This is a genomic window from Streptomyces sp. NPDC030838 (genome assembly GCF_055572035.1).
The window spans coordinates 1-12767 of the sequence record NZ_JBVIED010000008.1 but is presented as its reverse complement, the minus strand read 5'-3'; the positions used below and the strand labels follow the sequence as shown (position 1 = coordinate 12767).

12 protein-coding genes are annotated in these 12767 nt (G+C 69.3%); 9 read left to right on the top strand and 3 right to left on the bottom strand.

What is annotated here, in order from left to right; genetic code table 11:
* The first annotated feature begins 35 nt into the window (after nucleotides 1-35).
* The gene (locus ACZ42A_RS21230) at nucleotides 36-1544 is read left to right on the top strand and encodes an outer membrane protein assembly factor BamB family protein (RefSeq protein WP_468528800.1); all 1509 of its coding nucleotides are present in this window, start codon (nucleotides 36-38) and stop codon (nucleotides 1542-1544) included.
* A 60-nt stretch (nucleotides 1545-1604) separates the two neighbouring features.
* On the opposite strand, the gene ACZ42A_RS21225 is transcribed toward ACZ42A_RS21230, so the two are convergent.
* Nucleotides 1605-1883: a DUF397 domain-containing protein gene (locus tag ACZ42A_RS21225; RefSeq protein WP_468528799.1), complete on the bottom strand. Its 279-nt coding sequence runs from the start codon at nucleotides 1881-1883 to the stop codon at nucleotides 1605-1607.
* Nucleotides 1884-2151: 268 nt separating this feature from the next.
* On the opposite strand from ACZ42A_RS21225, the gene rpsO reads away from it, so the two are divergent.
* From rpsO to ACZ42A_RS21200, 5 genes are all read left to right on the top strand, one after another.
* Nucleotides 2152-2439 carry a 30S ribosomal protein S15 gene (gene rpsO / locus ACZ42A_RS21220; RefSeq protein ID WP_030619140.1) on the top strand — a complete coding sequence of 96 codons (288 nt, stop codon included), beginning with the start codon at nucleotides 2152-2154 and terminating at the stop codon, nucleotides 2437-2439.
* Nucleotides 2440-2743: 304 nt separating this feature from the next.
* Nucleotides 2744-4960, top strand: coding sequence for a polyribonucleotide nucleotidyltransferase (locus ACZ42A_RS21215; protein WP_468528798.1), 2217 nt, complete (start codon nucleotides 2744-2746; stop codon nucleotides 4958-4960).
* A complete protein-coding gene (locus tag ACZ42A_RS21210) occupies nucleotides 4957-6336 on the top strand; it encodes a M16 family metallopeptidase (RefSeq protein ID WP_468528797.1) in 1380 nt (459 codons plus the stop codon). The genes ACZ42A_RS21215 and ACZ42A_RS21210 overlap by 4 nt, the downstream gene beginning before the upstream one ends.
* Before the next feature lie 46 nt (nucleotides 6337-6382).
* A complete protein-coding gene (gene dapB, locus ACZ42A_RS21205; RefSeq protein WP_468528796.1) occupies nucleotides 6383-7135 on the top strand; it encodes a 4-hydroxy-tetrahydrodipicolinate reductase in 753 nt (250 codons plus the stop codon).
* 8 nt (nucleotides 7136-7143) lie between these two features.
* Nucleotides 7144-7596 carry a hypothetical protein gene (locus ACZ42A_RS21200; protein ID WP_468528795.1) on the top strand — a complete coding sequence of 151 codons (453 nt, stop codon included), beginning with the start codon at nucleotides 7144-7146 and terminating at the stop codon, nucleotides 7594-7596.
* Between the two features lie 82 nt (nucleotides 7597-7678).
* On the opposite strand, the gene ACZ42A_RS21195 is transcribed toward ACZ42A_RS21200, so the two are convergent.
* Together ACZ42A_RS21195 and ACZ42A_RS21190 are read right to left on the bottom strand one after the other, a co-directional pair.
* On the bottom strand, nucleotides 7679-8233 hold the full coding sequence (locus tag ACZ42A_RS21195; protein ID WP_468528794.1) for a hypothetical protein: 555 nt from the start codon (nucleotides 8231-8233) through the stop codon (nucleotides 7679-7681).
* A 101-nt stretch (nucleotides 8234-8334) separates the two neighbouring features.
* Entirely contained in the window at nucleotides 8335-8574 is a 240-nt protein-coding gene (locus ACZ42A_RS21190; RefSeq protein WP_468528793.1) for a hypothetical protein, read from the bottom strand.
* Between the two features lie 195 nt (nucleotides 8575-8769).
* Between ACZ42A_RS21190 and thyX the strand changes: the two genes are divergently transcribed.
* The 3 genes from thyX (at nucleotide 8770) to ACZ42A_RS21175 (ending at nucleotide 12465) form a co-directional block, all read left to right on the top strand.
* Complete coding sequence (thyX, locus tag ACZ42A_RS21185; RefSeq protein WP_468528792.1) at nucleotides 8770-9510, top strand: FAD-dependent thymidylate synthase; 741 nt, start codon at nucleotides 8770-8772, stop codon at nucleotides 9508-9510.
* A 209-nt stretch (nucleotides 9511-9719) separates the two neighbouring features.
* A complete protein-coding gene (gene dapA / locus ACZ42A_RS21180) occupies nucleotides 9720-10619 on the top strand; it encodes a 4-hydroxy-tetrahydrodipicolinate synthase (RefSeq protein ID WP_468528791.1) in 900 nt (299 codons plus the stop codon).
* Nucleotides 10620-10779: 160 nt separating this feature from the next.
* Nucleotides 10780-12465: a ribonuclease J gene (locus ACZ42A_RS21175; RefSeq protein ID WP_468528790.1), complete on the top strand. Its 1686-nt coding sequence runs from the start codon at nucleotides 10780-10782 to the stop codon at nucleotides 12463-12465.
* The last annotated feature ends 302 nt before the right edge of the window (nucleotides 12466-12767 follow it).

The following is a 12767-nucleotide window of genomic DNA, read 5'->3' as shown; positions in this document are numbered from 1 at the left end:
GAGGACCGGGAAGTCGAGGAAAGGGAACCTCCAGCGTGAGCTTCGGCCCGCCTCCGTCCATGTACACCCAGTCCTCCGTGGCGGCGGACCAGCGGCGCAGGAAGCGCCGGGCGGCACTGCTCGGCGCCGTCGCCGCTGTCGTCGCGCTGGCGCTGTCCGCCGGTGCCTGGCTGTGGTGGCCCGAATCTGCGCCGGACGATCCCAAGCCCGCGGCCGCACCGGCCCAGGACAGACTCGACGTCCGGGAAGCCGTCGAGCGGCGCCCGGCGAGCACACGCGGCGTCATGGCCGTGCGGTTCTCCGCCGACGACATGGGCCCCGGCGAGCGCTACGAGATGCCGGGCATGTGGGCCACGGAGAAGATCCTCGCCAAGGGCGTCAACAGGACCCTCATCGGCCTGAAGATCGGCACTGACGCCGCCGTGGGCGAAGAGGCCTGGAAGCTCCGGCTGGGCGGACCGATCTGCGGCAAGACCCGGCATGCCACCGTCGAGAACCGGACCGCCGTGCTCTTCCGGGACAGCGAGGACAAGGAATCCCTCTGCAACCACGTCGCCTTCGTCGACCTCGACGACGGCAAGCTCGTGTGGCAGGCCGAGTTCCCGATCTCCGGCAACGGCTTCGGCACCCCCGACGGCGCGGGCACCCAGGACACCCCGGGTGTGACCCTGACGCACGCCACGGTCGCGGTGACGTGGGGCGGCGGCACGGACGCCTACGACATGGACAGCGGCAAGCTGCGCTGGCGGGTGAAGTCGCAGAAGAACTGCAACTCCCACGGCGCCGCCGGCGGCCGCGCGCTGCTCGTCCGGTTCTCCTGCTGGCAGGAGAACTCCAAGGGCACCACCTACAAGGTGCGCCGACTCGCCCCTGAGACCGGCGCGACCGAGTGGACGTACGCCCCCACCGCGGGGATCAAGGACGTCAGGATCGTCTCCACCGAGCCCGCCGTCGTCGCCACCTCGGCCGGTGACGTCGGCATCACCGAGATCATCGCGCTCGACGAGCAGGGCAGGTACCGCACCACCGTCCCGCTGCAGAACGGCGCCTACGTAGCCGAGTGCGCCGACGAGGTCACCTACCTCGCCGCCGACGAGTGCCCCTCCGTCGCGGTCGGCGCCGGGCAGGTCTTCCTGACCAGCAAGGAACAGGGCGACCTCGTCAACAACTCCAACTGGATCATCGGCTTCGACCTGACCACCGGAAACTCGGTCAAGAAGTTCGAGTCCGGCCGCAACGCCCTGCTCCGCCCGCTGCGGATGAGCGGCGACCAGCTCCTCGCGCTGCGCCAGAGCAGCGACCACATCTCGCCCATGGCGCTGGTCAGCCTGGACCCGAAGACCGGCACGGAGACCCCGTACCTCTACTTCGGCCTGCCGACCGAGGGCTGGACCCTCACATCCATGAGCCTGGCCGACACCGTCGTCCAGAACGGCCGCATTTTCTTCGGCGCCAAGGTGGCCGAAGGCCCGTCGGACGCCGACGGCAAGGCGTGGGTGTGGCTGGCCCTCGGCATCGAGAGCGCCGAGGCGAAGAAGCCGTAGCGACACGACGTACGCGCGCGTGTGCCTCGGAAGACGAGCCTCACGCGCGCGTACCCCCCGTCACTCCTGCCCCGCCCCCGCCTCCAGATCGAACTCCCCGTCCCGAGCCCCCAGCACAAAGGCCCGCCACTCCGCCTCGGTGTACCGCAGCACGGTGTCGGGGTCGAGCGAGGACCGCATGGCCACGGCGCCGCCGGGCAGGTACGCGATCTCGACCCGCTCCTCGTGCTCCTCCGTGCCCGGCGCGCCGTGCCACTCGACACCGGAGATGTCGAGCGCGTAGAGCTCGTCCCGCTCCCGCTCCTTGCGCGCCTTGATCTCCGCTTCCGTCTCCGTCATGCCGCCTCGGCCCCTTCCCCGCATGCCTGACCATGTACAACGGCTCACCCTAGTGGCCGCGCCTCCGCCGCCGGGCCGGTTCCGGTACCGCGCGACGAGCGCCGTCCACGTGCTGGTACCCTGAGTGACGGCCGTTTGTGTACGCGCCCCCGGAGCACCGCTCTGGAGGTCGCGCCCAGCGGATCCCCGCCTCCCGAGTAACGGAAGCTCCCCCGAGAAGAAGACCGGGGGCACTCGGTGGCCACTCACAGACTATTGAGGAGTACGCGTGTCGCTCGACGCCGCTACGAAGAAGCAGATCATCGCCGAGTTCGGTACCAAGGAGGGTGACACCGGCTCCCCCGAGGTCCAGGTCGCTCTGCTGTCCCGTCGGATCTCCGACCTGACCGAGCACCTGAAGACCCACAAGCACGACCACCACTCCCGCCGCGGCCTGCTGATCCTGGTCGGTCAGCGCCGCCGCCTGCTGCAGTACCTCGCCAAGAAGGACATCCAGCGCTTCCGTACGCTGGTCGACCGCCTCGGCATCCGCCGTGGTGCGGCGGGCGCCAAGTAAGACGCCGTGAAGGGAGCGGTTCCCACCCGAGGGGGCCGCTCCCTTTGCTGTACGTGCGGACTGTCACTGCCGCTTTGTAGTGTGGTAGCACAACGCATGTAACGCATGTCGTACGGCACAGAACGACGTGCGACAGAGAACGAGGAGAAGCGCACCTAGCCGCCGCCGGTCCTCGGTAGTGGCCCCCGGGGGGAAGCGAGCCCCGGGTGCTTCGATCGAAGACCGGCCCGCACAGCACGGCGCGCATCTCCGCCAGTCCCCCTGCCACACGGGCAGCGGGGACGAAGACGAGGAGATAACGCTAGTGGAGAACGAGACCCACTACGCCGAAGCCGTCATCGACAACGGTTCCTTCGGCACCCGCACCATCCGCTTCGAGACGGGCCGCCTGGCCAAGCAGGCCGCCGGTTCCGCCGTGGCGTACCTGGACGACGACACCATGGTGCTGTCGGCCACCACCGCCTCCAAGCAGCCCAAGGACCAGCTCGACTTCTTCCCGCTGACGGTGGACGTCGAGGAGCGGATGTACGCCGCCGGCAAGATCCCCGGCAGCTTCTTCCGCCGTGAGGGCCGGCCCTCCGAGGACGCGATCCTCACCTGCCGCCTGATCGACCGCCCGCTGCGCCCGTCCTTCAAGAAGGGCCTGCGTAACGAGATCCAGGTCGTCGCCACGATCATGGCGCTCAACCCCGACCACCTGTACGACGTCGTCGCGATCAACGCCGCGTCCGCGTCCACGCAGCTGGCCGGTCTGCCCTTCTCCGGCCCGATCGGCGGCGTCCGCGTCGCACTGATCCGCGGCCAGTGGGTGGCCTTCCCGACGCACACCGAGCTCGAGGACGCCGTCTTCGACATGGTCGTCGCGGGCCGCACCCTGGAGGACGGCGACGTCGCGATCATGATGGTCGAGGCCGAGGCCACCGAGAAGACCATCAAGCTGGTCGAGGGCGGCGCCGAGGCGCCGACCGAGGAGATCGTCGCCGCCGGTCTGGACGCGGCGAAGCCCTTCATCAAGGTCCTGTGCAAGGCCCAGGCCGACCTCGCCGCGAAGGCCGCCAAGCCGACCGCCGAGTTCCCGATCTTCCTGGACTACCAGGACGACGTGTTCGAGGCGCTGACCGCCGCCGTCAAGCCCGAGCTGGCCCAGGCGCTCACCATCGCCGGCAAGCAGGAGCGCGAGTCCGAGCTCGACCGCGTCAAGGCGCTCGCCGCCGAGAAGCTCCTGCCGGAGTTCGAGGGCCGCGAGAAGGAGATCTCCGCCGCGTACCGCTCGCTCACCAAGCAGCTGGTCCGCGAGCGCGTGATCAAGGAGAAGAAGCGCATCGACGGCCGCGGTGTCACCGACATCCGCACGCTGGCCGCCGAGGTCGAGGCGATCCCGCGGGTTCACGGTTCGGCCCTGTTCGAGCGTGGCGAGACCCAGATCCTGGGCGTCACCACCCTGAACATGCTCCGCATGGAGCAGCAGCTGGACACCCTCTCCCCGGTGACCCGCAAGCGCTACATGCACAACTACAACTTCCCGCCGTACTCCACCGGCGAGACCGGCCGCGTCGGCTCCCCGAAGCGCCGCGAGATCGGCCACGGCGCCCTCGCCGAGCGCGCGCTCGTGCCGGTGCTGCCGACGCGCGAGGAGTTCCCGTACGCGATCCGTCAGGTGTCCGAGGCCCTCGGCTCCAACGGCTCGACGTCCATGGGCTCGGTCTGCGCCTCCACCATGTCGCTGCTGAACGCCGGTGTGCCGCTGAAGGCCCCGGTCGCCGGTATCGCCATGGGTCTGATCTCCCAGGAGATCGACGGCGAGACGCACTACGTCACCCTCACCGACATCCTCGGTGCGGAGGACGCCTTCGGTGACATGGACTTCAAGGTCGCCGGCACCAAGGAGTTCGTGACCGCCCTCCAGCTCGACACCAAGCTGGACGGCATCCCGGCCTCCGTGCTCGCCGCCGCCCTGAAGCAGGCCCGCGACGCGCGTCTCCACATCCTCGACGTGATGATGGAGGCCATCGACCGGCCCGACGAGATGTCCCCGAACGCGCCGCGGATCATCACCGTGAAGATCCCGGTCGACAAGATCGGTGAGGTCATCGGCCCCAAGGGCAAGATGATCAACCAGATCCAGGAGGACACGGGCGCCGAGATCACGATCGAGGACGACGGCACGATCTACATCGGTGCCGCCGACGGCCCGTCCGCCGAGGCCGCCCGCGCCACGATCAACGGCATCGCCAACCCGACGATGCCCGAGGTCGGCGAGCGCTACCTCGGTACGGTCGTGAAGACGACCACCTTCGGTGCCTTCGTCTCCCTGCTGCCCGGCAAGGACGGCCTGCTGCACATCTCGCAGATCCGCAAGCTGGCCGGCGGCAAGCGCGTGGAGAACGTCGAGGACGTCCTCGGCGTGGGCCAGAAGGTCCAGGTCGAGATCGCCGAGATCGACTCCCGCGGCAAGCTCTCCCTCGTCCCCGTGATCGAGGGCGAAGAGGACGCTGACAAGAAGGACGACGCCGACCAGTGACGTCCCGTGGCTCCAAGGCGACGGCCCGCTCCTCCTCGGAGGCGCGGGCCGTCGCCCGTACCCAAACCCTCATCAAGGGCATGAACGGCATCGGCACCGTCCGCAAGACCACCCTCCCGGGCGGCCTGCGGATCGTCACCGAGACCCTGCCCTCGGTCCGCTCGGCGACCTTCGGCATCTGGGCGCACGTCGGCTCCCGCGACGAGACCCCGGCCCTGAACGGCGCCACGCACTACCTGGAGCACCTGCTCTTCAAGGGCACCACCCGCAGGTCCGCCCTGGACATCTCCTCGGCGCTCGACGCGGTCGGCGGCGAGATGAACGCGTTCACGGCCAAGGAGTACACGTGCTACTACGCGCGCGTGCTCGACGCCGACCTGCCGCTCGCCATCGACGTCGTCTGCGACATGCTGACCGACTCCCTGATCCTGGAGGAGGACGTCAACGTCGAGCGCGGTGCCATCCTCGAAGAGATCGCGATGACCGAGGACGACCCGGGCGACTGTGTGCACGACCTGTTCGCGCACACCATGTTCGGCGACAACCCCCTCGGCCGCCCGGTCCTCGGCACGGTCGACACGGTCAACGCCCTGACCGCCGACCGCATCCGCCGCTTCTACAAGAAGCACTACGACCCCACCCACCTGGTCGTCGCCTGCGCCGGCAACATCGACCACAACAAGGTCGTACGACAGGTCCGCGCCGCCTTCGAGAAGGCCGGCGCCCTGCGGGACCCCGACGCCCAGCCGATCGCCCCCCGCACCGGTCAGCGCACCGTGCGCACCGCCGGCCGCGTCGAGCTGCTCGGCCGCAAGACCGAGCAGGCGCACGTCGTGCTCGGCATGCCCGGCCTGTCCCGCACCGACGAGCGCCGCTGGGCCCTGGGCGTGCTGAACACCGCCCTCGGCGGCGGCATGTCCTCGCGGCTCTTCCAGGAGGTCCGCGAGAAGCGCGGCATGGCCTACAGCGTGTACTCGTACACCTCGGGCTTCGCCGACTGCGGCCTGTTCGGCGTGTACGCGGGCTGCCGCCCGTCGCAGGTGCACGACGTACTGAAGATCTGCCGCGACGAGCTCGACCACGTCGCCCAGCACGGCCTGTCCGACGACGAGATCGAGCGCGCCATCGGCCAGCTGCGCGGCTCCACGGTCCTCGGCCTGGAGGACACCGGCGCGCTGATGAACCGTATCGGCAAGAGCGAGCTGTGCTGGGGCGAACAGATGTCCGTGGACGACATGCTGACCCGGATAGCGTCGGTCACCCCGGACGACGTCCGCTCGGTCGCCCGCGACATCCTGGGACGACGGCCCTCGCTGTCGGTCATCGGCCCGCTGAAGGACAAACAGGCGGCCCGGCTGCATGACGCGGTCGCCTAACCTCCTCTCGGTGTCGCCAAATCTCCGTCGGTAAGGAAGCAACAAGATGAGCAAGCTGCGTGTGGCGGTCCTCGGTGCCAAGGGCCGGATCGGATCCGAGGCGGTCCGGGCGGTCGAGGCCGCCGAGGACATGGAGCTGGTGGCCGCCCTCGGCCGCGGCGACAAGCTGGAGACGCTGACCGAGACCGGCGCCCAGGTCGCCGTGGAGCTGACCACGCCGGACTCGGTGATGGCCAACCTCGAGTTCTGCGTCGGCAACGGCATCCACGCCGTCGTCGGTACGACGGGCTGGACCGAGGACCGCCTCACGCAGCTCAAGGGCTGGCTGGCCGACTCCCCGCAGACGGGCGTGCTGATCGCGCCGAACTTCTCCATCGGGGCCGTCCTGACGATGAAGTTCGCACAGATCGCCGCGCCCTACTTCGAGTCGGTCGAGGTGGTCGAGCTCCACCACCCGAACAAGGTGGACGCCCCCAGCGGCACCGCCACCCGCACCGCCCAGCTCATCGCCGAGGCCCGCCGCGCGGCCGGCACCGCCCCGGCCCCGGACGCCACGGCGACGGCCCTGGACGGCGCGCGCGGCGCGAACGTCGACGGCGTGCCCGTCCACGCGGTCCGCCTGCGCGGCCTGCTGGCCCACCAGGAGGTCCTGCTGGGCGGCGAGGGCGAGACCCTCACCATCCGGCACGACTCGCTGCACCACAGCAGCTTCATGCCCGGCATCCTGCTGGGCGCCCGCCGCGTGGTGACCACCCCGGGTCTCACCTTCGGCCTGGAACACTTCCTGGACCTGGGCTGACCCGCGCCATGCGAGCCAAGCTGTCCTACGCCGTCACGGCCGCCGTCCTGGTGTTCTACTTCCTCCTGGTCGGCAGCCGTGGCGTCATGCTCATCCAGTCCGGCACGCTCCTCACCGTGACCTTCGGCGTCGCGGTGCTGATCCTGCCGGTCATCGGGCTGTGGTTCCTGTGGAAGAACACCCAGTTCGTCCGCAAGGCCAACGCCCTGGCCGCCGAACTCGACGCCGAGGGCGGACTCCCCGTCGACGAGCTGAAGCGCCTGCCCAGCGGCCGGATCGACCGTGACTCGGCCGACGAGGTGTTCGCCCGCCGCCGTGCCGAGACCGAGGCCGCGCCGGACGACTGGCGCACCTGGTTCCGCCTCGCCATCGCCTACCACGACGCCCGCGACACCCCGCGCGCCCGCAAGGCGATGCAGCGCGCCATCGCCCTGCACGACGGCAAGACGGTGGAGGTCTGAGCCGTACGTACGACGCAGGAGGGGCCGGGCCACGCGGACCGGCCCCTCCTGCGTCTTCGTACGCCGTCGTACGTCCGGCCGGTCAGCCGCGCCCGTACTCCGCGGCCCACGCCTCGATCGTGTCCGCCGCCCGGTCGAAGGCCGTGGCGCGTCCCAGGAAGTCGGCGTTGTGCGTGGTCAGCAGTGGCGGCAGGTCCTCCGCGGACCGGTCCGTGGGGACGAGGGTCAGCGCCTGGCCCTGCACCGCGCGCGGCAGCCCCAGCCAGCGCACCGGCTGCTGCACCGTCCGAACGGCCACCACCCGGTCCCAGGAGATCGTGCGCGTGCGGAAGAAGCCCGCCTGTCGCAGCCCCCGCGCGCTCACCCACACGCCCATGCGCAGCAGCCGCAGCGCCATGGCGATCATCACCAGCGCGAGGCCGAAGAAGATCCCGCCCCCGGTCAGCGTGCCGGTCAGCGCGATGATGACCGCCGCGAACAGCACATACGAGGAAAGCAGCAGCCAGATCGCGGCGGCACCCACCCGCCAGGGACCGGGACGGTAGGGGCGCCGCCAGCGGTCGCGGTCGTCGAACGGCAGCGCGACGTCGTCCGCCGCGTCGAAGGCTCGGTCGGCCGTCAGGAAGGGCAGGGGCACGGCGGGTCCTCACTCGTTCCAGGCGTGGGCTGTGCCCGGTGAGGCTATCGACCTGTGTGCCGGCTCACCACCCTAGGGGGGCCGTCCGAGTCAGCGCGGGCTCAGCGCCCGTCGGACGCCTGGGACTGCTGCGTCGGCGTGGACGACTGGTCGAGCTCAAGCGCCGGCATCCCGATCACCACGGAACCCACCAGCGCGGCGACGATGGTCAGCCCCAGCAGCCAGCGCCCGGCTATCTCACCGACGGACGCGCGCTGACGGGGCGGGGGAGTGACATTGCTGCGGAACCTGTCGGCTTCGGCGAGGAAGGCGAAGGGTACGGGCTCGCGCCGACGGAACATGGGAAGTACGTCCTCCTTTGAGGGCTCTCACACACGGCTGTCGCTGATACAGACGCGCGAGTGCCCCGAATGGTGCCCCGTTTCACCATGTTCACTGGCGAATGTCGCGACCCGGCACCGAACGCCCCGTTGTCAGTGGCGGGCCGTAGAGTGGGCGCCGCCCGAGAGAAGTGATGGAAGGGAACCCTCCGCACCGTGACCGACACCCCCGCCGACGACCTGAAGCCCAGCTTCCGCAGCGATGTCACCGTCGAGCTGGTCAAGCACAGCGCGTCCGACGCCGACGTGCTCTTCGCCGCCCGCGTCTCGACCATCGGCGAGCAGTCCCTGGACGAGCTGAACAAGGACCCGGAGCGCTCCAAGGGCCTGATCAACTACCTGATGCGGGACCGGCACGGCAGTCCCTTCGAGCACAACTCGATGACGTTCTTCATCAGCGCCCCGATCTTCGTCTTCCGCGAGTTCATGCGGCACCGCGTGGGCTGGTCGTACAACGAGGAGAGCGGTCGCTACCGGGAGCTCCAGCCGGTCTTCTACGTCCCCGACGCGTCCCGCAAGCTGGTCCAGGAGGGCCGCCCCGGCAAGTACCGGTTCGTCGAGGGCACCCAGGCCCAGCAGGAGCTGGTCGGCCGCGTCATGGAGGACTCCTACCGGCAGTCGTACGAGGCGTACCAGGAGATGCTGGCCGCCGGCGTCGCCCGCGAGGTCGCCCGCTCGGTCCTGCCGGTCGGCCTGTTCTCCTCGATGTACGCCACGTGCAACGCCCGCTCGCTGATGCACTTCCTCGGCCTGCGCACCCAGCACGAGCTGGCGAAGGTCCCGTCCTTCCCGCAGCGCGAGATCGAGATGGTCGGCGAGAAGATGGAGGCGGAGTGGGCCCGGCTCATGCCGCTCACCTACGCGGCCTTCAATGCGAACGGACGTGTGGCCCCGTAGCGCACCCGTTCTGAGGTCGGGGACAGATGTACGGACCAGCCGTGCGAAGTGTCCGTATTGCGGCATTTAGCGAAGTTCATCTAGCCTGATCAAACGGACCCGGCACTGCTTGAACCCCCGAGCAGGCAGTGCCGGGCTCCACATTTGTCATGACTTATCCCTCCCCCCGAGGGCAGACCGCGCCTTGAGCAACGAGTAGCGTGTAACCCATGGCTCCGACCTCCACTCCGCAGACCCCCTTCGGGCGGGTCCTCACCGCCATGGTCACGCCCTTCACGGCGGACGGCGCACTCGACCTCGACGGCGCGCAGCGGCTCGCCACGCACCTGGTGGACGCAGGCAACGACGGCCTGATCATCAACGGCACCACCGGCGAGTCCCCCACCACCAGCGACGCGGAGAAATCGGATCTCGTACGAGCGGTCCTGGAGGCGGTCGGCGACCGGGCCCACATCGTCGCCGGCGTCGGCACCAACGACACCCACCACAGCATCGAGCTGGCCCGCGCCGCCGAGAAGACCGGCGCACACGGCCTGCTCGTCGTCACGCCGTACTACAACAAGCCCCCGCAGGAGGGCCTGTACCGGCACTTCAAGGCCGTCGCCGACGCCACCGAGCTGCCGGTCATGCTCTACGACATCCCCGGCCGCAGCGGCGTCCCGATCAACACCGAGACGCTCGTCCGCCTCGCCGAGCACCCGCGGATCGTCGCCAACAAGGACGCCAAGGGCGACCTGGGCCGCGCCAGCTGGGCCATCGCCCAGTCCGGCCTCGCCTGGTACTCCGGCGACGACATGCTGAACCTCCCGCTGCTCTCCGTGGGCGCGGTCGGCTTCGTCTCCGTCGTCGGCCACGTGGTCACCCCGGACCTGCGCGCCCTCGTCGACGCCTTCGTCTCGGGCGACGTCCAGAAGGCCACCGAGATCCACCAGAAGCTGCTCCCGGTCTACACCGGCATGTTCCGCACCCAGGGCGTCATGACCACCAAGGCCGCGCTCGCCCTCCAGGGCCTGCCCGGCGGACCGCTGCGCCTGCCGATGGTCGAACTCACCGCCCAGGAGATCGAGCAGCTCAAGATCGATCTTGCCGCCGGCGGGGTACAGCTCTGACATCAGACTTCGCGAAGCCGCCGCTTCGCAGCAACGAGCTCCACAACTGAATAGCGCAGGCCACCGGTGCCTGCACCCCACAACGACAACTGCTTCTGCACGAACGTCACGCGCGCCACGTGCCCCACCGGTACGTGGCGCGTGTGGTGAGGAGAGTCTTTTGAGTCATCCGCATCCTGAACTCGGCTCGCCCCCGCCGCTGCCCGAAGGCGGCCTGCGGGTCACCCCGCTCGGCGGCCTCGGCGAGATCGGCCGAAACATGACGGTCTTCGAGTACGGCGGCCGTCTGCTGATCGTCGACTGCGGAGTGCTCTTCCCCGAGGAGGAGCAGCCCGGAATCGACCTGATCCTGCCGGACTTCTCATCGATCCGGGACCGCCTCGACGACATCGAGGGCATCGTCCTCACCCACGGCCACGAGGACCACATCGGCGGCGTCCCGTTCCTGCTCCGCGAGAAGCCGGACATCCCGCTGATCGGCTCCAAGCTGACCCTCGCCCTGATCGAGGCCAAGCTCCAGGAGCACCGCATCCGCCCGTACACCCTGGAGGTGGCGGAAGGACACCGCGAGCGCATCGGCCCGTTCGACTGCGAGTTCATCGCGGTCAACCACTCCATCCCCGACGCGCTGGCGGTCGCCATCCGCACCCCCGCCGGCATGGTGGTCCACACCGGCGACTTCAAGATGGACCAGCTCCCGCTGGACAACCGCCTCACCGACCTCCACGCGTTCGCACGGCTGAGCGAAGAGGGCATCGACCTTCTCCTCACCGACTCCACCAACGCCGAGGTCCCCGGCTTCACGCCGCACGAGCGGGACATCTCCAACGTCCTGCGCCAGGTCTTCGCGGGCGCCCGCAAGCGGATCATCGTGGCCAGCTTCGCCAGCCATGTCCACCGCATCCAGCAGATTCTGGACGCGGCCCACGAGTACGGCCGCAGGGTCGCCTTCGTCGGCCGCTCCATGGTCCGCAACATGGGCATCGCCCGGGACCTCGGCTACCTGCGCGTCCCGCCGGGCCTGGTCGTGGACGTCAGGACGCTCGACGACCTCCCGGACCACGAGGTGGTCCTGGTCTGCACGGGCTCCCAGGGCGAACCGATGGCGGCGCTGTCGAGGATGGCCAACCGCGACCACCAGATTCGCATCGTCGAAGGCGACACGGTGATCCTGGCGTCGTCCCTGATCCCCGGCAACGAGAACGCGGTCTACCGCGTGATCAACGGCCTGACCCGCTGGGGCGCGAACGTCGTCCACAAGGGCAACGCCAAGGTCCACGTCTCGGGCCACGCGTCCGCGGGCGAGCTGCTGTACTTCTACAACATCTGCCGCCCGAAGAACCTGATGCCGGTCCACGGCGAATGGCGTCACCTGCGGGCCAACGCCGAGCTGGGCGCCATGACCGGCGTCCCGCACGACCGGATCGTCATCGCCGAGGACGGCGTGGCCGTCGACCTCATCGAGGGCAAGGCGAAGATCTCCGGCAAGGTCCAGGCGGGATACGTCTACGTCGACGGCCTCTCGGTCGGCGACGTGGGCGAGCCGGCGCTGAAGGACCGGAAGATCCTCGGCGAGGAGGGCATCATCTCGGTCTTCGTCGTCGTGGACTCCTCCACCGGCAAGATCACCGGCGGCCCGTACGTCCAGGCGCGCGGCTCCGGCATCGAGGACTCCGCCTTCGACGAGGTTCTCCCGAAGATCACGGAGGTCCTGGAACGCTCGGCCCAGGACGGCGTGGTCGAACCCCACCAGCTGCAGCAACTGGTCCGCCGGACGCTGGGCAAGTGGGTCTCGGACACCTATCGGCGCAGGCCGATGATCCTCCCGGTCGTCGTGGAGGTCTGACCCGCCGGACGACCTCTCGTCCGCGCGAACTGGGAGCGGGGCGCCTCGATTTGCATCGGGGCGCCCCGCTCCAGTACGTTTACGGCCCTGCCCCGGAGGGAACCCGGCAGCCTCGTGCTCCGGATCCAGTCCCCTCAAGGGGGCGGGAAATCCGACTCAGAATCTCTGATAAAGTCGGAACCGCCGGAAAGGGAAACGCGAGAGCGAGAACCTGGAAAGCACCGAGGAAATCGGATCGAGAAAAGATCTGATAGAGTCGGAAACGCAAGACCGAAGGGAAGCGCCCGGAGGAAAGCCCGAGA

Coding starts and splice junctions, on each gene's coding strand:
- ACZ42A_RS21225 (WP_468528799.1), bottom strand. CDS start 1,883: ATGACGGAGACGGAAGCGGAGATCAAGGCGCGCAAGGAGCGGGAGCGG.
- dapB (WP_468528796.1), top strand. CDS start 6,383: ATGAGCAAGCTGCGTGTGGCGGTCCTCGGTGCCAAGGGCCGGATCGGA.
- ACZ42A_RS21200 (WP_468528795.1), top strand. CDS start 7,144: ATGCGAGCCAAGCTGTCCTACGCCGTCACGGCCGCCGTCCTGGTGTTC.
- ACZ42A_RS21190 (WP_468528793.1), bottom strand. CDS start 8,574: ATGTTCCGTCGGCGCGAGCCCGTACCCTTCGCCTTCCTCGCCGAAGCC.
- dapA (WP_468528791.1), top strand. CDS start 9,720: ATGGCTCCGACCTCCACTCCGCAGACCCCCTTCGGGCGGGTCCTCACC.